At 63.3% G+C, this 17,319-nt stretch carries 27 protein-coding genes; 21 read left to right on the top strand and 6 right to left on the bottom strand.

Annotation, left to right across the window (positions count from 1 at the left end; translation table 11 throughout):
• Positions 1 to 6 precede the first annotated feature (6 nt).
• From RB623_RS24280 to RB623_RS24230, 11 genes are all read left to right on the top strand, one after another.
• Positions 7 to 300 (top strand): hypothetical protein, encoded by a 294-nt coding sequence (locus RB623_RS24280; RefSeq protein ID WP_308059644.1) that lies wholly within the window; start codon positions 7 to 9, stop codon positions 298 to 300.
• Positions 301 to 391: 91 nt separating this feature from the next.
• Positions 392 to 652, top strand: a complete 261-nt coding sequence (locus RB623_RS24275) for a hypothetical protein (protein ID WP_308059642.1) — start codon at positions 392 to 394, stop codon at positions 650 to 652.
• Between the two features lie 129 nt (positions 653 to 781).
• Positions 782 to 991: a hypothetical protein gene (locus RB623_RS24270; protein ID WP_308059640.1), complete on the top strand. Its 210-nt coding sequence runs from the start codon at positions 782 to 784 to the stop codon at positions 989 to 991.
• Complete coding sequence (locus tag RB623_RS24265) at positions 988 to 1,296, top strand: hypothetical protein (RefSeq protein ID WP_308059638.1); 309 nt, start codon at positions 988 to 990, stop codon at positions 1,294 to 1,296. Before RB623_RS24270 ends, RB623_RS24265 begins: the two co-directional genes overlap by 4 nt.
• Positions 1,293 to 3,296 carry a bifunctional DNA primase/polymerase gene (locus tag RB623_RS24260; protein WP_308059637.1) on the top strand — a complete coding sequence of 668 codons (2,004 nt, stop codon included), beginning with the start codon at positions 1,293 to 1,295 and terminating at the stop codon, positions 3,294 to 3,296. The genes RB623_RS24265 and RB623_RS24260 overlap by 4 nt, the downstream gene beginning before the upstream one ends.
• 285 nt (positions 3,297 to 3,581) lie before the next feature.
• Entirely contained in the window at positions 3,582 to 3,959 is a 378-nt protein-coding gene (locus tag RB623_RS24255) for a hypothetical protein (RefSeq protein ID WP_308059635.1), read from the top strand.
• Entirely contained in the window at positions 3,940 to 4,131 is a 192-nt protein-coding gene (locus RB623_RS24250; protein WP_308059634.1) for a hypothetical protein, read from the top strand. The genes RB623_RS24255 and RB623_RS24250 overlap by 20 nt, the downstream gene beginning before the upstream one ends.
• Positions 4,132 to 4,149: 18 nt before the next feature.
• Positions 4,150 to 4,335, top strand: a complete 186-nt coding sequence (locus RB623_RS24245; protein ID WP_308059633.1) for a hypothetical protein — start codon at positions 4,150 to 4,152, stop codon at positions 4,333 to 4,335.
• Positions 4,332 to 4,544, top strand: coding sequence for a hypothetical protein (locus tag RB623_RS24240; protein ID WP_308059632.1), 213 nt, complete (start codon positions 4,332 to 4,334; stop codon positions 4,542 to 4,544). Before RB623_RS24245 ends, RB623_RS24240 begins: the two co-directional genes overlap by 4 nt.
• 17 nt (positions 4,545 to 4,561) lie before the next feature.
• Entirely contained in the window at positions 4,562 to 5,254 is a 693-nt protein-coding gene (locus RB623_RS24235) for an MT-A70 family methyltransferase (protein ID WP_308059631.1), read from the top strand.
• Positions 5,255 to 5,343: 89 nt separating this feature from the next.
• A complete protein-coding gene (locus tag RB623_RS24230; protein WP_308059630.1) occupies positions 5,344 to 5,574 on the top strand; it encodes a hypothetical protein in 231 nt (76 codons plus the stop codon).
• Between the two features lie 260 nt (positions 5,575 to 5,834).
• Here RB623_RS24230 and RB623_RS24225 read toward each other — a convergent pair whose 3' ends face one another.
• A complete protein-coding gene (locus tag RB623_RS24225) occupies positions 5,835 to 6,308 on the bottom strand; it encodes a hypothetical protein (RefSeq protein ID WP_308059628.1) in 474 nt (157 codons plus the stop codon).
• Between the two features lie 183 nt (positions 6,309 to 6,491).
• On the bottom strand, positions 6,492 to 6,953 hold the full coding sequence (locus RB623_RS24220) for a hypothetical protein (protein ID WP_308059627.1): 462 nt from the start codon (positions 6,951 to 6,953) through the stop codon (positions 6,492 to 6,494).
• Positions 6,954 to 7,215: 262 nt separating this feature from the next.
• Between RB623_RS24220 and RB623_RS24215 the strand changes: the two genes are divergently transcribed.
• Genes RB623_RS24215 through RB623_RS24205 form a run of 3 tightly spaced genes read left to right on the top strand, consistent with a single transcriptional unit; the run spans position 7,216 to position 8,875 of the window.
• Positions 7,216 to 8,325, top strand: a complete 1,110-nt coding sequence (locus RB623_RS24215; RefSeq protein WP_308059626.1) for a phage major capsid protein — start codon at positions 7,216 to 7,218, stop codon at positions 8,323 to 8,325.
• Entirely contained in the window at positions 8,319 to 8,717 is a 399-nt protein-coding gene (locus RB623_RS24210) for a hypothetical protein (protein ID WP_308059625.1), read from the top strand. Before RB623_RS24215 ends, RB623_RS24210 begins: the two co-directional genes overlap by 7 nt.
• Entirely contained in the window at positions 8,696 to 8,875 is a 180-nt protein-coding gene (locus RB623_RS24205) for a hypothetical protein (protein WP_308059624.1), read from the top strand. Before RB623_RS24210 ends, RB623_RS24205 begins: the two co-directional genes overlap by 22 nt.
• Positions 8,876 to 9,229: 354 nt before the next feature.
• On the opposite strand, the gene RB623_RS24200 is transcribed toward RB623_RS24205, so the two are convergent.
• Both RB623_RS24200 and RB623_RS24195 read right to left on the bottom strand, forming a co-directional pair.
• Positions 9,230 to 9,469, bottom strand: a complete 240-nt coding sequence (locus RB623_RS24200) for a hypothetical protein (protein ID WP_308059623.1) — start codon at positions 9,467 to 9,469, stop codon at positions 9,230 to 9,232.
• A gap of 6 nt (positions 9,470 to 9,475) precedes the next feature.
• Positions 9,476 to 11,008 carry an acyl-CoA carboxylase subunit beta gene (locus RB623_RS24195; protein WP_308059621.1) on the bottom strand — a complete coding sequence of 511 codons (1,533 nt, stop codon included), beginning with the start codon at positions 11,006 to 11,008 and terminating at the stop codon, positions 9,476 to 9,478.
• Between the two features lie 253 nt (positions 11,009 to 11,261).
• Between RB623_RS24195 and RB623_RS24190 the strand changes: the two genes are divergently transcribed.
• The gene (locus tag RB623_RS24190; RefSeq protein ID WP_308059620.1) at positions 11,262 to 11,690 is read left to right on the top strand and encodes a VOC family protein; all 429 of its coding nucleotides are present in this window, start codon (positions 11,262 to 11,264) and stop codon (positions 11,688 to 11,690) included.
• Positions 11,691 to 11,768: 78 nt separating this feature from the next.
• Here the strand turns inward: RB623_RS24190 and RB623_RS24185 are convergent, their stop codons facing one another.
• Positions 11,769 to 12,209: a VOC family protein gene (locus RB623_RS24185; RefSeq protein ID WP_308059619.1), complete on the bottom strand. Its 441-nt coding sequence runs from the start codon at positions 12,207 to 12,209 to the stop codon at positions 11,769 to 11,771.
• Positions 12,210 to 12,433: 224 nt separating this feature from the next.
• Between RB623_RS24185 and RB623_RS24180 the strand changes: the two genes are divergently transcribed.
• The 5 genes from RB623_RS24180 to RB623_RS24160 all read left to right on the top strand — a co-directional run bounded on the left by RB623_RS24180 (position 12,434) and on the right by RB623_RS24160 (position 15,727).
• Positions 12,434 to 13,027, top strand: a complete 594-nt coding sequence (locus RB623_RS24180) for a cold-shock protein (protein ID WP_308059618.1) — start codon at positions 12,434 to 12,436, stop codon at positions 13,025 to 13,027.
• 26 nt (positions 13,028 to 13,053) lie between these two features.
• Entirely contained in the window at positions 13,054 to 13,560 is a 507-nt protein-coding gene (locus RB623_RS24175; protein WP_308059617.1) for a DUF192 domain-containing protein, read from the top strand.
• Between the two features lie 22 nt (positions 13,561 to 13,582).
• The gene (locus RB623_RS24170; RefSeq protein ID WP_308059616.1) at positions 13,583 to 14,356 is read left to right on the top strand and encodes an alpha/beta hydrolase; all 774 of its coding nucleotides are present in this window, start codon (positions 13,583 to 13,585) and stop codon (positions 14,354 to 14,356) included.
• A 153-nt stretch (positions 14,357 to 14,509) separates the two neighbouring features.
• Entirely contained in the window at positions 14,510 to 15,358 is an 849-nt protein-coding gene (gene cysE / locus RB623_RS24165; RefSeq protein WP_308059615.1) for a serine O-acetyltransferase, read from the top strand.
• A gap of 165 nt (positions 15,359 to 15,523) precedes the next feature.
• Positions 15,524 to 15,727: a DUF3126 family protein gene (locus tag RB623_RS24160; RefSeq protein WP_308059614.1), complete on the top strand. Its 204-nt coding sequence runs from the start codon at positions 15,524 to 15,526 to the stop codon at positions 15,725 to 15,727.
• A gap of 51 nt (positions 15,728 to 15,778) precedes the next feature.
• Here RB623_RS24160 and RB623_RS24155 read toward each other — a convergent pair whose 3' ends face one another.
• Positions 15,779 to 16,516, bottom strand: a complete 738-nt coding sequence (locus RB623_RS24155) for a hypothetical protein (RefSeq protein WP_308059613.1) — start codon at positions 16,514 to 16,516, stop codon at positions 15,779 to 15,781.
• A gap of 237 nt (positions 16,517 to 16,753) precedes the next feature.
• Between RB623_RS24155 and RB623_RS24150 the strand changes: the two genes are divergently transcribed.
• Positions 16,754 to 17,284, top strand: a complete 531-nt coding sequence (locus tag RB623_RS24150) for a gamma carbonic anhydrase family protein (RefSeq protein ID WP_308059612.1) — start codon at positions 16,754 to 16,756, stop codon at positions 17,282 to 17,284.
• Positions 17,285 to 17,319: the final 35 nt, after the last annotated feature.

Genomic DNA, 17,319 nt, shown 5'->3' with positions numbered 1-17,319 from the left:
TCCGCCATGGGTACGCCGCTCGACAAGGAGAGGTGGCGGGAGTTCCTGCGGTTGTTGCCAGAATACGGCGACCGTGGCGGGCTGCGGCGTCTCTCCGAGCGTCTTAATGTTCGCTACGGGACGGCGAAGCGATGGAAAGCGGAGGCGGAGAAACATCCCCGCGCGTGGCGGGAGGAAGCCCTTGCAAAGCTCGCCGGGTATCGGCGGCAGATGGACCCGCTGCGGGACGATTTCGAACGGCGCTTGGCCAAAATCGACGATGACTGGACAAAGAGGCGGAAACCGAAGCCTGAATTGTGAGCCCGTGAGCTCTACTTGTGAGCCTGCCGGCTGGTAGCCAGCCGGCAGAAAATGCATATTATGAGGGTCACCACAGTCATGGAGGTGACCCATGAAAGATATTCCGAACTCAGACGAAGATCTAATTTCGTTCAGCGAGTTCGCGAAACAGCTTGGATGCAGTCAATCAAAGCTTTACCAGCTTGAAAAATCCGACCCGGACTTTCCACCAATCGTACGCGGCGTGATTGACCGCCGCCCGCGTGTGCAACGCGGCATGGCGATACAGTATTGCCGCAAAAAAATGCTTGCGGCGGGTGTCGACCCCGGTCCGAGACGCGGCCGTCCGCGCAAGGTTTTCTCCGCTGCCTGACACGCAACCTGCCCCACCGCCTTGACGGGCAGCGGGGACGGTCACGACGAAAAAAGGATGGGAAGCCCCTCCTTTTCCGTGTCCGGAACCTAAAAGTCAAGGTGTGGGGTCTCACCATGGAGACTTCACATGAACACTTTCCTTGCCAGCGACGGTCGGCGCCACGTCGAGCGTCCGCGTATTGGACCCGGCCGACCACCCGATGTCAGCGAACCGCTCGCCGCCCTGCGTCGCGCGGTTCAGCGTCAGATTGAACGCCTGGACAAACGTGCTGCGAGGCTAGCCCGCACCCGCAAGCGCTGGGCCGATGTCCTGGCCGGTCTCGAAAACGACCGGTGAGCAAAGATCGGCGACGGCAGACCCCTGCCGCCGCCGATCTTTTTTTAAGCGAGGCGCATCCCATGCTTGTCCAGCCTTCCTTGTTCGAGACCCTGCCGGCGGCGGTGCCGCCTGGCATCGACCGACTGCCTGCCAAGACTGCGGCGGCAGTCCTTCTGGCGGAACCGTGCCGCGACTGTCTGAAACCCGCCGAAATCCGCTTCCTGCGCAAGATGTCCGCGCAATGGCTGCGGGTGGATTCCAGACAGCGCCGCAAGCTCACCGAAATCGTGTCCCGTCTGCGGAAGGGGCCGCCAGTCCCATGACCAGCGAAGTTCTCGACGCCGCGCTTGATCTCGCCGCTTCCGGCTTCCCGCTTATCCCGGTCCGCCGCAAGATGCGCTCGGGCAAGTGGAGGAAGGTTCCGGTCTTCGGTGCCTGGCAGGATGCCGCTTCGATCGATCCGGAGACAATTACCCGCTGGTTCAATCTGAACTATCCGCAACCGGATGTCGGCGTTGCGGTCCTGACCGGCAGCCGCAGCGGGCTGCTGCTTCTCGACGTGGACAGTCCTGCCGGTCATCCCGGTGTCGACGGTTTCAAGTCGTTGAAGCTGCTGAAGGCAAAGACCGGGCTGACGCTGGAGCGTGTGCCCGGCTGGCTGACGCAATCCAATGGCAACGGGTTCATCTTCCGGCTGAAACCGGGGCAGAAGATCACTTCAAGCGCCGGGGTGCTCGGCTCCGGGCTGGACGTGAAGGGCGAAGGTTCCTTCGCCGTCCTGCCGCCGTCCCGGCTGGACATGACGCGGCCACCCTACCAGTGGCTGAACGGGCTGCGGCTCGCCGACGCTCCACCCCTGCCGGAGGAACTTGCCGATCTGCTGACCCGCCGCAGAAGCAAGGCAAGCCGGACGCTGGACGATCTTGCCGAAAAAATCCGCACCGCTGCCACCGGCACCGCTCACGACGCCATTGTCAGCGCGACATGGGAAGCGGCTGGACTGATCCGCGATGGCAAGCTGTCGCTCGGTGACGTGCTGACGGTGTTGTCCCCGGCTGCGATCGAACGCGGCCACGACAAGCTGGAAGTCGAAGAGGCATTGGACGGCGCGACGGCGAAACGCGGACGTGGCAAGGGCGGCGAAACGAGACGGGCCGCCGCTGCAGCGGCTGCCGCTGCCATTGCGGATACCGAACCGTGGCCGGAGGCTGTCGACGGCGGCGCCGCGCTGGACGAAGCAATTGCCGTGCTGGCCCGTCATGTCGTCATGACAGAGGAGCAGCGGGCAGTAACGGTCCTATGGGTATTGCACACGCACCTTGCCGGTGCCTTCTTTCACAGCCCGCGACTGAACGTCTTCTCGCCGACCAAACGGTGCGGAAAATCGACGCTCCGGCGCATCGTCGCCGGCATGGTGGCGAAGCCCATGCTTGGCGAGAACGTCTCCGCCGCCGTCATCTACCACCTCGCCGAACTGAGCCGCCCAAGCTTCCTGTTCGATGAGGTACAGTCACTGCTGGACCGCAGGAACAGTGACAGGCCGGCGCTGCTGAGCCTGATGTGCTCCGGTTACGAAAGGACCGGCGCGACATGGCGGATGACCGGCGAAGGCTCCGCCATGGTGCCGCGCCAGTTCCGCACCTACGCGCCCATGCTGCTTGCCGGCATCGGACGGATCGGCGGCAGCCTGGGCGACAGGTGCATCCCGATCCAGCTTCGCCGCAAGACAAAAGCCGACGCGGTGGAGACTTTCGATTTCGATTCCAGCCAAGCCGGGCTTGTCGATATCGGCCGCAAGCTTGCGCGTTGGGCACAGGACAACAGCGATGCGGTGCAGGCGGCGCGGCTGGACAGCACGGTTTTCCCTTCCGCTTTCGATGACCGGCAATGCGACTGTGCCCGGCCGCTTTTCAAGATCGCCGCCGTACTTGGTGGCGCATGGCCAGACGGCATCCGTGCAGCACTTGCGGCCGTGTGGCGCGATGCCGTCCCCGCCGGTGCCGAAGAAGACGATAACCTGTCGATAGCGCTGCTCACGGATATCCGGGAGGTGTTCGACGGCCTCTACCTCGAACACCAGCGCGAGGCAGCGCTTGCACCCAAAAGCGATGCCACGATTACCAGTTCGAGGCTGGTCGACCTGTTGATATCGGCTGCCGAAAAACCATGGGCGGCATTCGGCAGGGCACAGCGGCCGCTCACGCAATACAAGCTCGCAAACATGCTCCGCTCCTTTGGCGTTCGCCCGCAACTGGTCGGGCGGGAGCGTGCGGGCGGCTATCGCTGGCGGCAGTTTGCAGAAGTCTGGGAGCGTTATTCATGAGCCCGCGCACCCTCACCCCCTCATGTCAAGTCTCTCACTCTCTCCAAACCCTTATGGCGCAAGGCTTTGCGAGGATTTCAGGTCTCTCACATGCTGGCGGGGAGGAGAGACCTGAAATGTGCCTCAAAGCCTTGTGCCGCAAGGGTTTGGAGAGAGTGAGAGACCTGACGTGAGGGTACATGGGAAGGCAGAGAGACGGGGAACTGTAAAAACGGAGGAGCAAGCGAATGTAGCGGACACACCCAACATACTGATTTTGCGGGATATTACGGTTAGGAGAAGCAAATGCGTATCAGTGAACATTTTGCATCGGCCTACATCAAGGCCGAAGATTTGCAGGGGCGGCGCGCCCATGTCGTCATCGCCTCTGTCGGGGTCGAGGATATCGGCGATGAGCACAAGCTGGTCGCCTATTTCCGGGGAAGGCAGAAGGGTTTTATCGTCAACCGCACCAATGCCGGCATCCTTGCCAATGAGCTTGGCGATGAAACCGATGGCTGGGCAGGGCATGAAATCATCCTCTACACGGCCAAGGTGAATTTTCAGGGCCGCATGGTCGACGGCATCCGGGTGGATGTACCGTCCCGTGAGCCACTGCGTCCGGCCAACCCGACGCCACAGTCCGGCGGATCGCCCGTCCCCGATGATGACATCCCCTTTTGAGCGCAGGCAATGGCAGGTGGTCTGTCGTCACAAGGACGGCAAACCACCTGGCCGGCGCGGCGTGATCGAACGCAAGGCGATCATGCCGCTGCACATGCTCCCCGGCTTCGTCGGCGACGGCGAGGATGTCGTCTACATCTTCGCCGTGCCGGCAAGCGGACTCCAGTTCTGAAAAAAGAAAGGAAAACAGATGCCTACCGCAAGGGTAACACAGGACGAGTACGAGTTTTGGGCCGACAATTGTGAGGCCAAGCTTCGCGACATGATCGAGGAAGCAGCGGACAAACTTCCGCTGTACCGGGTGCGCGATCTCGTCACCCGCCTCCGCAGCGAACTCGACATGATCGAGATGGACGTGTGCGAGGCAGCGACATGAGCGCCGTCCGCACCGGGCTGGAAAGGATCGCCAGCCTTGTCGACCAAGCGCGGGATATCCGCACCGCGCTGGAGCAACTTGAACCGGCCGACGAAGCCGAACGGCTGCTGTTGCGCGGTTTCGACAGCAGCCCCTGCGACCAATGGCTATTCCAGATCAGGTCCAGCCTGAAACTATTGCTCGATCCGCCGGACGGCGACGTTTCGTGACGGTCAGGCATCACAAAATGGGCCGCCCGCCGCTGCACAAATCAGGTGCAATGACTTCCGCCGAACGCCAGAAACGGCGACGGCGGAAGCTTGCGGCCGAGCGCCGCCGCTCGGCAATTGCCGGCAAGGTCACGAAACGCGACGGCCTTGAACGCGCTCTTGCCGAACGGCAGATCGCCTTTCCCGTCCGCCGCTATGGCGTCATCCTTGCCGATCCACCATGGCGGTTCGAACCATACAGTCGCGACACCGGCATGGACCGCGCCGCCGACAACCACTACCCGACCTTGACAGCCGCGATGATCGCCGCGCTGGACGTGCCGGCGATTGCCGCCGCCGATTGCGCGCTGTTCCTGTGGATCACCACCCCCATGCTGCCCGATGGCCTCGCAGTCCTGACGAGATGGGGATTCTGCTTCAAGTCGATGCTAACATGGGACAAGGAAGTAGCCGGAACCGGCTACTGGTTTCGTAACCAGACCGAACATCTGCTGGTCGGAACGCGCGGCAACATCCCCGCACCGGCACCGGGAACGCAATGGCCGAGTCTGCTGCGCGCACGGCGCGGCCGCCACAGCCAAAAGCCGGACCCCGTCTACACGCTCATCGAGTCGCTGTTCCCCACCTTGCCGAAGCTGGAAATGTTCGCCCGCAAGGCGCGAATCGGATGGGAGTCGTGGGGAGCCGAAGCACCCATGCAGGCTAGGTAGTGCCTTAGTTTAAACTTCGACCCGGTTGACGCGCCTGTCGCGATCCGGTTCACTCCCTCGGAGCTTACTTGCAACCGAAGGGGGCGCGCATGGTTGCTGAATCCGTCATGTGTGAGGTTCTCGTTGAAGGCGAGATTCTGGAACTCGGCTCTTACCGTTTCATCGCAGTTCCTCGCGTTGGTGAAGTCATCTCCGTGTCGGTAACAGGGCAAGAGACCGACGAACTTTTTCGGGTGGTGCAGATTATCCATTCGGCGTTTGAGTCGCGAGAGCCCGGCGACCACATCAAGCTGATCGTTACCAAGAATCTAGGCGTATGAAGCCCATCGGACCGAAAGGCCGGAAACGTGGCGTTCAGGACCGGACGACGCGCGCCGACAGCTAACACGCGGCCGGCCGTCTGAAATTCAAACTGAGAGCTACCAACAGGACAAGCCGGAGCGGCGCTGGTATGCTAGCCGGGCGACCGCCGCCGTTTCGGAGAGTTTCGGCCGTCAAAGCGCGGTCGCATCGCATCGGGGCCAGTCTCGTCGAGTTTGACGTTATAGGGCTGGCCCTTTTGTGTGCAGCCGGCACTTTTTTAGAGAAGTCCCCAACTTGCAGACACAACGGCAAGGAACGCACCGGTAATCGAAAGACTGCGGTAAATCCATTGATTGATGCGCTCCGGCAGCGTTGTGCCGTCGATTGACTGAATATTCCAGCCCTGCACACCGAGCGCCGCCCACATCAATAGGAGACCAGCGGTGATCGCTATCATAACGACCGCCGGCTGGCTCGGGCCGAAGGTTCTCAAAGCGATCTGGCCTAACGCAAAGCCGGCCAACCCGATGCCGCAGGCCCAAATAAGTGACTTTCCGATCCCGGCCGCGATGGCGTGGACACCAGCAAGCATTTGTTCTTCCGCACTAGGAAACGGCAAATGGCTCCGTGTCCTGCTCTCCTCGCTTTCAAGGCGAGATTCTTCCATTGCCGCTTGGACGACAGCCTTCGGATTAACGAACGTTGCGTGAATGAGCTTCAACGCTTGCCAAAACGTTACAGTTGCCGGCATCACCGAACCCGCGAATCCATCTATGGCGCATCAGTCTGCCCCTCATGCGTAAACATTTTCATGGGAGGTGTTCGCCACCGGGGGGAGGAGGAAAATCCTAGGGGTTCCCGGCATGACCGGCCCCTCCCATAACGCGCAATAACCCTCACCGAAAAGAATTCTCCGGGCCGCAATCAATGGGCACTACCGTTCGATCGCGCCGCTCCGCCGCGTTTCGGCGGCGGCTTGTCTGGCCCGCTCGAATTCGGCGAGCAACACTTCCATCGCATCGACCGGTTGCGGCACGGCCGGCGGCGGAACCCGCAAGAGTTCGGCGTGAAGGTGCCGCTTGGTGTCGGCGGCCTGCCGCCACTCGCGAAACTGCCGCGCGCCTTGTGATGCCCGCACGCCAAGCCGCCGTTCCATGACCGATGCGCGAATGTAGGTTTCCAGCAGCGAAAGATCGCAATGTGCATAGCGTCCGCCGACCTCTAGCCACAGTTCGGCTTCCTCGCCGTCCATGCGTGGCGGCACCGGCGGCGTCGGCAGGGTCAGCGGCGTCAGATCGTCGACCAGCCGGCGATGCGCGCGGCATCCCTCATCGCGTTTTTGCGCGCTGCTCTTGCGGTTCAAGCCGCCGCTTGCCTGCCCTTTGCGTCCGGTCACGGCATGACACCTCCTGTTCCCGATCATCATACCGGCCAGCACGCCGTAGACTGGCCCGCCAGTCGCGTCTGGCGAGGCGGCCGGCCTTCCGGCCCCGTCTCGGAAGAACACGCGCCTAGGGGCCGCTACGGCCTGCGCAAGCGGTATCTAGATACCACCGATTATGCTACTGTCGTGCTGTCGATTGAAAATTGCCGCCGACCGGCTCCGCTCCTCCCAAGCGCTCGCCTGCCGCTCGGCTCAACACCAAGGCGGGTTTTTCATGAGCACCATTTCCCAGGACAGTTTCGACTTTGCGGTGACCCGGCTCGGCAACCAGATTGCCAACGTCCAGCAATCGCTCTCGGCCCTGCACAAGTCGGCACGGCGCGGGGCGGAACGCGACAGCCCCTTCGGCGATGGCGACAGGTTCCTGAAAAGCATCGTCTGCAAAGCGCTCGCCAGCCCGGCCCGGCCGATGGAAACGGTCTGGAATGATCGCTACAGCAAGGCGGCAACCGCGCTCGGTACGACACAGGTGCCGCAGTGGCTCGGCCTGCTCGACGCCAGCGACATGCTCGGCTTTCTGAGCGAAGGACCGGCACCGGCGCTGCTGCCGCGCCTGATCGCCGCCGGCATGGAAGTCGACCTTGCCGGCGAGACATTTGGACGGGTGCCGTTCTCGATAAGGCTGCCGGCCGAACCAACCGCCTCATGGATCGCCGAAGGACAGCCGATAGCAGTCAACGCCGCTGATCTCGGCAGCGCCGTGGTGCAGCCGAAGAAGGTCGCCAGCATCACGGCGATCTCGAAAGAAGTTGTGCAGCGTCCCCGTTCGGAGGCAATCGTCGCCGGACTGCTAAGAGCCGATATCGGCGACGCAGTGGACCTCGCCGTCCTGTCCAGCGACGCCGCCACGGCGACCGTGCCGGGCGGCATCCGCGCCGGGATAGCCGCGTTGCCGGCAGGCGCATCGATGAGTGAAGACTTGAAGGCTTTGACCGCCGCTGTCCTGGCGGCGGGTGGACGCGCGGTGATGTTCATCGTCAATCCGGTGGAGGCAGTCGCGCTCGGCTCGATGCCGTCGCCCCCGCCTTATCTGTCATCGGCGCTGCTGCCGCCCGGCATTGTCATCGGACTGGACCCGGCCGCGTTCATCGCCAGCTTCTCTGGCGTAACCATGGACAGCAGCGAGGAAGCTGTCCTGCATATGGCAAGCCCAAGCTCGCCGGTTGTCGCCGCTCCCGCCGCGCCGCCGCTCACGATGGACGATATCGCCGCCCCTGTCCGCTCGATGTGGCAGACGTTCAGCCTGTCCCTGCGCATCATCGCCCGCGCCGACTGGCAAATTGCCGCCGGCAGGCTGGCATGGGTCGAGAACGCGTCATGGTAGCCGAGTTCGACCGTCTGCAAGCCGAACTCGACCGGCTGATCGCTCTAAGCGCCAAGGCGATGCCGACCCCTTCGGAATTGCTGACGCTACGGGCAATCGGCGAAAACCCGGCATGGGCCAAACTCTTTGACGATCTCGAAAACACGCCGCGCTTCGACCCAGCGACGTTATCGGCACCGGACATGCTGACATGCAACTCGTGGGGCGGGTCGCGCCGTGACCCTCAATCCGCGCACAAGCTCTACCGCCGGCATCGCCGGGCCGTCCTTAGAAAGCTGACAAGTGGCCAGACGACGGCTAGTCCCATCGCCGCCTATGACGCGCGGTTGCAGCACTACAACGAAGCCGTGGATGATCATTTTCGAAGACGATGGGCCGAAGCCGGCCGCTGATCGCCGAGCCGGACCCTTTCGTCCTCTTGCGCCAGCTTGCACAAGAACCGGATGCGTCCCTTGTGCAGATGATAGGCGACGGCGAGGGCCGCGACAGTTTCGCCCGCCCGGCGGCGGCGAAGCAGTTCTGCACCGAGCCTCATCGGCTGACCTCGTGAACGGCGGCTTCTGGCATGGGGCGATCATGCCATGCCGCCGGCATTCCGTAAAATCGGACTAGGAAAGATACCGGGAAGAATTCCTATGCAATTAATTAATTAACAAAATCAGCTATTTATAGACCTATACGTTGACGCAGGAGAAACTGGCGATGAGTATGCGCGTGGTTTTGGGGAGGGGGACGGCCGTCGCGATTTTTTTGTCGAAGGCGGTTTCGTCGGACATTCGCATGCGCACGATTTCAACTGGTTGGCGAAGGGCAAGGCGGCCCCGGCAGAAAAATTTCTTTCAGGCGGCGCATTTTCCATCCCCGTATTGAGCGGTTTTGCTCGCCTCACCGCTGGCGCCGCCCCTCATCGCCCTGCCGGGCACTTCTCCTTCGAGTGCCTGAACCCAGCGAACAGCAGCCCCAGCAGCGACGCCACGGTCATCATGGCGAGCGGCACGGCTATGAAGGCGCCCAGGAAGAACCATATGGTGTAGTCGTCCAGGAGCGTGACCCAGAAGCCGACCGCGACAATTGCCGGAAGCGCGAGCAGCAGCACTGCGAAGCGGCCGAAGCGGCGCCCGAGCGCGATGAACAGCGCCGACACCGCCGTTCACAGCGGAATGTTGTCGTGTTTCTTCCAGGGGTTCTGCAGATCCTTGTTGCGCAGCATGCGCAGCGCCCGCGCCACGCGGCGGCGCGTGGAATGCGGCATGATCACCTCGTCGACATAACCGCGCTCGGCCGCCACGAAGGGCGACAGGAAGCGGTCCTCGTAGCGTTTGGTGTGCTCGGCGATCTTTTCGGCGTCGCCGATGTCTTTTCGGTAGATGATCTCGACAGCGCCTTTTGCGCCCATCACGGCGATCTGGGCGGTCGGCCAGGCGTAGTTCATGTCGCCGCGCAGATGTTTCGAAGCCATCACGTCATAGGCGCCGCCATAGGCTTTTCTGGTGATCACGGTGATTTTCGGCACGGTCGCCTCGGCATAGGCGAACAAAAGTTTCGCGCCGTGCTTGATCAGCCCCCCATATTCCTGCGCGGTGCCGGGCAGAAAACCGGGCACGTCGACGAAGGTGACGATCGGTATGTTGAAGCAATCGCAGAAGCGCACGAAACGCGCCGCCTTGCGGGAGGCGTCCGAGTCGAGCACGCCGGCCAGCACCATCGGCTGGTTGGCGACGAAACCGACCGTGCGGCCCTCGATGCGGCCGAAGCCGGTGACGATGTTTTTTGCAAAGCTCGCCTGGATCTCGAAGAAATCGCCCTCGTCGGCGGTCTTCAGGATCAGTTCCCTGATGTCGTAGGGTTTGTTGGCGTTGTCGGGGATCAGGCGGTCGAGCGACATGTCGTGGTCGGTGACGGACTGGTAGCACTCGATCTCGGGAATTTCCGCCGTGTTGGAGGCGGGAAGGAAGTCGACCAGCCGGCGCATCTGCAGCAGCGCCTCGACGTCGTTGTCGTAGGCGCCGTCGGCGATCGAGGATTTCGTCGTGTGAACGGAAGCGCCGCCGAGCTGCTCGGCCGTCACCGTCTCGTTGGTGACGGTCTTCACCACGTCCGGGCCGGTGACGAACATGTAGCTGGTGTCGCGCACCATGAAGATGAAGTCGGTCATGGCCGGCGAATAGACGTCGCCGCCTGCGCAGGGGCCCATGATGACCGAGATCTGCGGGATGACGCCGGAGGCGAGCACGTTGCGCTGGAAGATTTCCGCGTAGCCGCCGAGGGCGGCCACGCCTTCCTGGATGCGGGCGCCGCCGGCGTCGTAGATGCCGATGATCGGCGCGCGGTTGCGCAGCGCCATGTCCTGCACCTTCATCACCTTCTCGGCATGCGCCTCCGACAGCGAGCCGCCGAACACGGTGAAATCCTTGGCGAACAGGTAGACGGGACGGCCGTTGACGGTACCCCAGCCGGTGACGACGCCGTCGCCGGCGATCTTTTGCTTCTCCATGCCGAAATCGGTGGAGCGGTGTTCGACATACATGTCGAACTCCTCGAAGGAGCCTTCGTCGAGAAAAATGTCGATGCGTTCGCGCGCCGTCAGTTTTCCGCGCTTGTGCTGGGCGTCGATGCGGGCCTGGCCGCCGCCGAGCCGGGCGATGTCGCGGCGGCGGGCGAGTTCGACGAGCACGTCCTTCATGACAGATCCTCCCGGTGGGGCACGCATACGGGCAACGCATGCGATCGCGTTTTTGCGTGTAGCGGCAGCATTTTGCCAAGGCAAGCACTTCGGAATTGCCGACATCGGCCTCGATTTTTATGGTCGTGCTTGTTTTCTCAGTTTGCCTTGTCGGATTTATTCACCCGCGTTCGTCCTAGCTGCGTATCGATCAACCAGCGCGCTGCCGCACGACCAGACCCTGACGGGTTGAGCAGAAAAGAGGAAAGCTGAAATGCCCAAGATGATCTTCGTCAACCTGCCGGTGACCGACCTGGCGCGCTCGATCGCATTCTACGAGGCGGTCGGGGGAACCAAAAATCCGCAATTCTCCGACGACACGGCCGCCTGCATGGTGTTTTCAGAAACGATTTTCACCATGCTGCTGACGCATGAAAAATACCGCAGCTTCACCAAGCGGCCGATCGCCGACGCGCACAAGACCAGCCAGTTCATGATCGCTATTTCCGCCGACAGCCGCGAGGAGGTGGACGCGGTGGTGGGGCGCGCTGGCTCGGCGGGCGGCGTCGTCGACACCAATCCGAGCCAGGATTACGGCTTCATGTACAGCCGCAGCTTCGAGGATCCCGACGGCCATGTGTGGGAGGTGGTGTGGATGGATCAGGCAGCCGTCGACAGCGGCGAGGCCGGCGCGGCCGCCTGATCAGCCGAAACTCCAAGTTTGCTCTATCGGGGTGTGGGCCGTCGTTTCCACGGCCCACACCCGACCTGGCTTTCGGGGTTACCAGCTTCCGGTGTTAGGCATCGACACCCAGGGCTCGGCCGGCGGCAGCGGGTCGCCTTCCTGAAGGATCTCGATCGAGATGTTGTCGGGCGAGCGGACGAAGGCCATGTGGCCGTCGCGCGGCGGCCGGTTGATGGTGACGCCGCCGTCCATCAGGCGCCGGCAGGTGTCATAGATGTTGTCGACCTTGTAGGCGAGGTGGCCGAAATTGCGGCCGCCGGTATAGTCTTCGGGATCCCAGTTGTAGGTGAGCTCCAGTTCCGGTGCGCGGGCGGCGCTCGACGCGCCCTTGTCCTTCGGCGCGGCAAGGAAGATCAGGGTGAAGCGGCCCTTCTCGTTCTCGTAACGGCGCACTTCTTCAAGCCCCAGCTTGTTGCAGTAGAAGTCGAGCGAGGCGTCGACATCGGTGATTCGCACCATGGTGTGGAGGTAGCGCATTTGTATTCCCTTCGTGTATCGGCGTTTCCGCGGCGCGCGGCCAAGCATGGCGCGGGCGCTGCCCGGACCCTTGTGGCGCAAAACTGTTGCCGTGGCGCGATGATAGCCGGCAATCGGTTCATTCCAAGGTGAAAAAAGCCGGAACGGGACTTGCACTTGCCCGAACACGCGATGTTATTCTCTGTAAAGAATCACGTGTGTCTCGTCAGGAAAGGTGCGGTCGGATGGGGGACAGGGCCTCTTCGGTGGGGCGGGACTTGGCGGCCGGCGAAACCTTGCAGCACGTCGATGGCGATGAGGTTGCGGGGGTTGTCGAGGTCTCGGGCGCGATCAAATGGTTTGACGTCGCCAAGGGTTACGGTTTCATCCTGCCCGACGACGGTTTTGGCGATGTCCTGCTTCATGTAACCTGCCTGCGGCGCGACGGTTTCCAGACCGCGCATGAAGGCGCTCGTGTCGTCTGCCTGGCGCGGCGTGGCGAGCGCGGCATGCAGGCCTTCCGCGTCGTCAGCATGGACAATTCCACCGCCGTGCATCCGGCCGAGATGCCGGAACAGCGCACGCATGTGACGGTCACGGCCGAAAGCGGGCTGGAGCGCGCGCTGGTGAAATGGTTCAACCGCACCAAGGGGTTCGGTTTCCTGACCCGCGGCGAGGGCACCGAGGACATTTTCATCCATATGGAGACGCTGCGCCGCTACGGTCTGGCCGAGCTCAGGCCCGGGCAGGTGGTACTGGTGCGCTTCGGCCGTGGGCACAAGGGCCTTATGGCCGCCGAAATTCACCCCGATATCGGGACCTTGCCGGCTTCGCACTGAGGTTGCGGAGACAGAACGGAGTTCCGATGCCCCGCAAGCCCTGGATTTTCGCAGGGACCGCGACCGTGGCTGCCTTGGCGGCCGCCGCTTTCCTGTTCCTGCAAACGACGTTTCCCGCCACCAGCCAGGCGCAAAACCTGCCGGTCGATCCCGCGCCGCTCGTGGCGATCACGGCGTCGGGGGTGAAATCCTTCGGCATCGAGGTGGCGGACGACCCGGCGGAGCGCTCGACCGGGCTGATGTTCCGCGAGACCATGCCGCAGGATCGCGGCATGCTGTTCGTGTTCGAGAACACGCAGCCGGCGAGCTTCTGGATGAAGAACACGCCGCTGCCGCTCGACCTCGTCTTCATCGGCGAGGACGGCCGGGTGCGCGCCGTGAAACAGGGTGAGCCGCAGTCGGAAGCGGTGATCTCGCCCGGCGTGCCGGTGCGCTTCGTGCTGGAGCTCAATGCCGGCGTGGCCGAAAGGACAGGCATCGTCGCCGGCACCGAGATCCGTCACCCGGCGATCGACCGGGCCGCCGGCGGCTGAGGCTCCAGGATTCGAGGCAAGAGTGACCGCGTTCTTCAATCATGAAGGTTTTGACCTCGCCTATGTCGACCGCGCGCCGGATGCGGGGGGCGCGGCCGAGCCGGTGCTGCTGATCCACGGTTTTGCGTCCAGCCTGGAGGTCAACTGGGTAGGCCCCGGCTGGGTGAAGACGCTTGCCCAGGCCGGCTACAGGGTGATCGCCTTCGACAATCGCGGCCATGGCCGATCCTCGAAGAGCTACGAGCCGGCCGACTACGCGCCGGAGAAGATGGCGGGCGACGCGGCGGCGCTGTTGCGGCATCTCGGCATCGGGCGGGCACATGTCATGGGTTATTCCATGGGCGCGCGCATCTCCGCTTTCCTGGCGCTGGCCGAGCCGGCGCTGGTGGCGACCCTGGTGTTCGGCGGGCTTGGCATCGGCATGGTCGATGGCGTCGGCGAATGGGACCCGATCGCCGAGGCCTTGACCGCCGCCGACCCGTCCACGATCACCCACGCGCGCGGAAAAACCTTTCGCACCTTCGCCGACCAGACCAAAAGCGACCGCCGGGCGCTCGCCGCCTGCATCATGACCTCGCGCACGCTGCTTTCGGAAGACGAGGTCGCCCGGATCGCGCAGCCGACGCTGGTCGCCGTCGGCACGACCGACGATGTCGGCGGCTCGCCCGCCGAACTTGCCGCGCTAATGCCCAATGCCGAGGCGTTCGACATTGTGGGCCGCGACCATATGCTGTCGGTTGGCGACCGCACGTTCAAGAAGCGGGCGCTGGAGTTTTGGGCTGCCCATCCCCTTTGACGCGACGGGCGGTGTGGCCGGAACGCCCTGCCAAACACTCTTGAAAAGCCGCCAATCCAATCCATTTGACGGGAGGGTGAAGAAATTTGAGTTCAATCGCGTTATAGTCCGGGGTATATAGGCGCGACCCCTCGGCCGGGACGGAGGCATCTGATGAGCACGAAGAATCTGGTGAAGCCGAGCGCGCTTCAGCCCGTCGATCCGATCTGGAGCGCAGTGCGCGGCGAGGCGCTGGAGGCGGTCGCGCGCGATCCGTTGCTGTCGGCATTCCTCTATTCGACGATCCTCAATCAGGAATCGCTGGAGGACGCGGTCATCCACCGCATCGCCGAGCGGCTGGATCACCCGGATGTCGGCGCCGACCTGATCCGTCAGACTTTCCGGGCAATGCTGTCGGAAACGCCCGACTGGAGCAACACGGTGCGTGTCGACATCCAAGCCTATTACGACCGCGACCCGGCCTGCGACCGTTTCATGATGCCGGTTCTCTATTTCAAAGGTTTTCACGCCATCCAGACGCATCGCCTGGCGCACTGGCTGTGGGATCAGGGCCGGCAGGACTTCGCGCTCTATCTGCAGAGCCGGTCCTCCGCCGTCTTCCAGACCGACATCAATCCCGCCGCCCGCATCGGCAAGGGCATCTTCGTCGACCATGCGACCGGGCTCGTGGTCGGCCAGACGGCTGTCATCGAGGACGACGTCTCGATCCTGCACGGCGTGACGCTGGGCGGCACCGGCAAGGCCGGCGGCGACCGGCATCCCAAGATCCGCTATGGCGTGCTGATCGGCGCGGGCGCCAAGATCCTCGGCAACATCGAGGTCGGGCATTGCTCAAAAATCGCCGCCGGCTCGGTGGTGCTGTCGCCGGTGCCGCACAACAAGACGGTGGCCGGCGTGCCGGCCCGCGTCGTCGGCGAGAGCGGCTGCGACCGTCCGTCCAGGCAGATGGACCAGTTCCTGCCGTCGCAGACGATGGATCACGTCGTCAGCTTCGAAATCTGATTTCCGGCCCCAGGCGGGCGGCTAGAAGCCGTCCCGCTCCGCCCAAGGTTGCGTTTGCCCGGGGCATGTCTACTGGGCAAAGCGGAACGGCAGCCTTTACAGTCCGTTCTCCCGCGTGCCAGAAGCGCGCTCGACAACAACATCCCGGCAGCGCGGAGACGAAGCTTGAAACCCGACGAGATCAAGAAACTGGACGCCTACTTCAAGCGCATTTTCCGCAATCCGGACATGCAGGTGAAGGCGCGGCCGCGCAAAACCGATTCGGCGGAAGTCTATGTCGGCGACGAATTCCTCGGCCTTGTGTTCAAGGACGAGGAGGACGGCGACTACAATTTCTCGATGGCGATTCTCGACATCGACCTCAACTGAGATTCTTTTCTGACTGCGCCGGCTGGCTGACGGGCGAGCCGAAGGAGCCGCTCAGCGGCTCGCCTTGAGCATGCCCCTGGCCCTTGCCATCACCGCGGCGTCGAGTGTTTTCCAGTCGGCGAGCAGTTCGGCCGGGAAGCGATAGGTCAGGCTCAGATTGTCGCCGAAATCGACGTCGCGTTCGCACGGCGCCAGCGAGTCCTCCGCGCTCGGACCGGTAAGGCAGCGGGCGACGAAAGGCTCGTTCGCGCCGCGCGACGCGACAGCAAGAACCTCGTTGAGGTAACCCGACTTCTTGCTGAACTCGTAGATCGTCAGGCCGCCCGGGCCCTTGCGGCCGGGCGCGACGATCAGCGAGCGGTAGATCGGCGCGAAACGGCCGCTCATGTCGCGCGACATCATCCGCTCCTCCAGGCCGAGGAACAGGATGTTTCGCCGGTTGCCCACATTGTTGAAATCGTCACGGGCTTGCTTGGCGTAGCCGTCGAGTTGCGGCCAGCGCAGATAGAGGTCGAGCCTTGAGGCGATGCCGTCGCGGCGGGCACGCTCGAAGCGGATCGTGTTGGCCGGCGCGACAATGACGTGGTTGCCGATGACAACCTGCCTGGACGATGGGTCGTCGGTGTAGCCGGCAAGCGCGATGGACGATCCGAACCACTTGCCGACTAGGCTCAGCGCCAGCGACAGCATCGCCAGCACCGCAAAGCCGAAAAAAATGCGCGTCATCAGGCGCGAGCTGATTGGGTCTTCGATCCCTTCGGCGGCCGCATCGACCGTTGCTGCGTTCATTCCGGCGCCTCGAGGCCCTGACGGGAGCTTCCGGCGCATCCGGAACGCCACGGGTCCGGATGCGCGTCTCGATGAGACTGTGCATCGCCATGGTAAACGACCGGTAAACATCGAACGCCCGCCGTCGCCAACGTGAAGCTTGCGAACCGGCTTGCCTGACTACTAAATGCCGTCGGCGCGGGCCGGGAGCGGATATTCGCGGTGGTCCTGGCGCAGCGGTGAAGCAAAGGAAGCAGGATGCCCATCTATGCGATTGACGGAACAGCGCCCGAATTCGAGGACGAGCTGAGCAACTGGATCGCGCCGGATGCGACCGTCATAGGCAACGTGCGGATCGGGCGGGATGCCGGCGTCTGGTTCGGCGTGGTCATCCGCGGCGACAACGACCGCATTTCGATCGGTGCGCGGTCGAACATCCAGGAGCAGGTGATCATGCACACCGACGCGGGTTTTCCGCTCGATGTCGGGGCGGGTTGCACCATTGGCCACCGCGCCATCCTGCACGGCTGCACGATAGGCGACAACAGCCTGATCGGCATGGGCGCCATCGTGCTCAACGGCGCCCGCATTGGCAAGAACTGCCTCGTCGGAGCCGGTGCGCTGGTCACCGAGGGCAAGGTGTTCGAGGACAATTCGCTGATCGTCGGAGCGCCGGCCAAGGCGGTGCGCGTCCTTGACGAGCAGGCGGCGGCAAGGCTTGCGCAATCCGCCGAGCATTATGTCGACAACGGGCGGCGTTTTCGCTCCAGCCTCGAAAAGCTGCGCTAGGGCCTGAGCGGGCGCAGCTTGCGCAGGCGCCCGCA

Source organism: Mesorhizobium sp. LHD-90, from assembly GCF_030929505.1.
Lineage (GTDB): Bacteria > Pseudomonadota > Alphaproteobacteria > Rhizobiales > Rhizobiaceae > Kumtagia.
The sequence above is the reverse complement of the archived record's forward strand: the minus strand, read 5'-3'. Positions and strand labels throughout refer to the sequence as shown.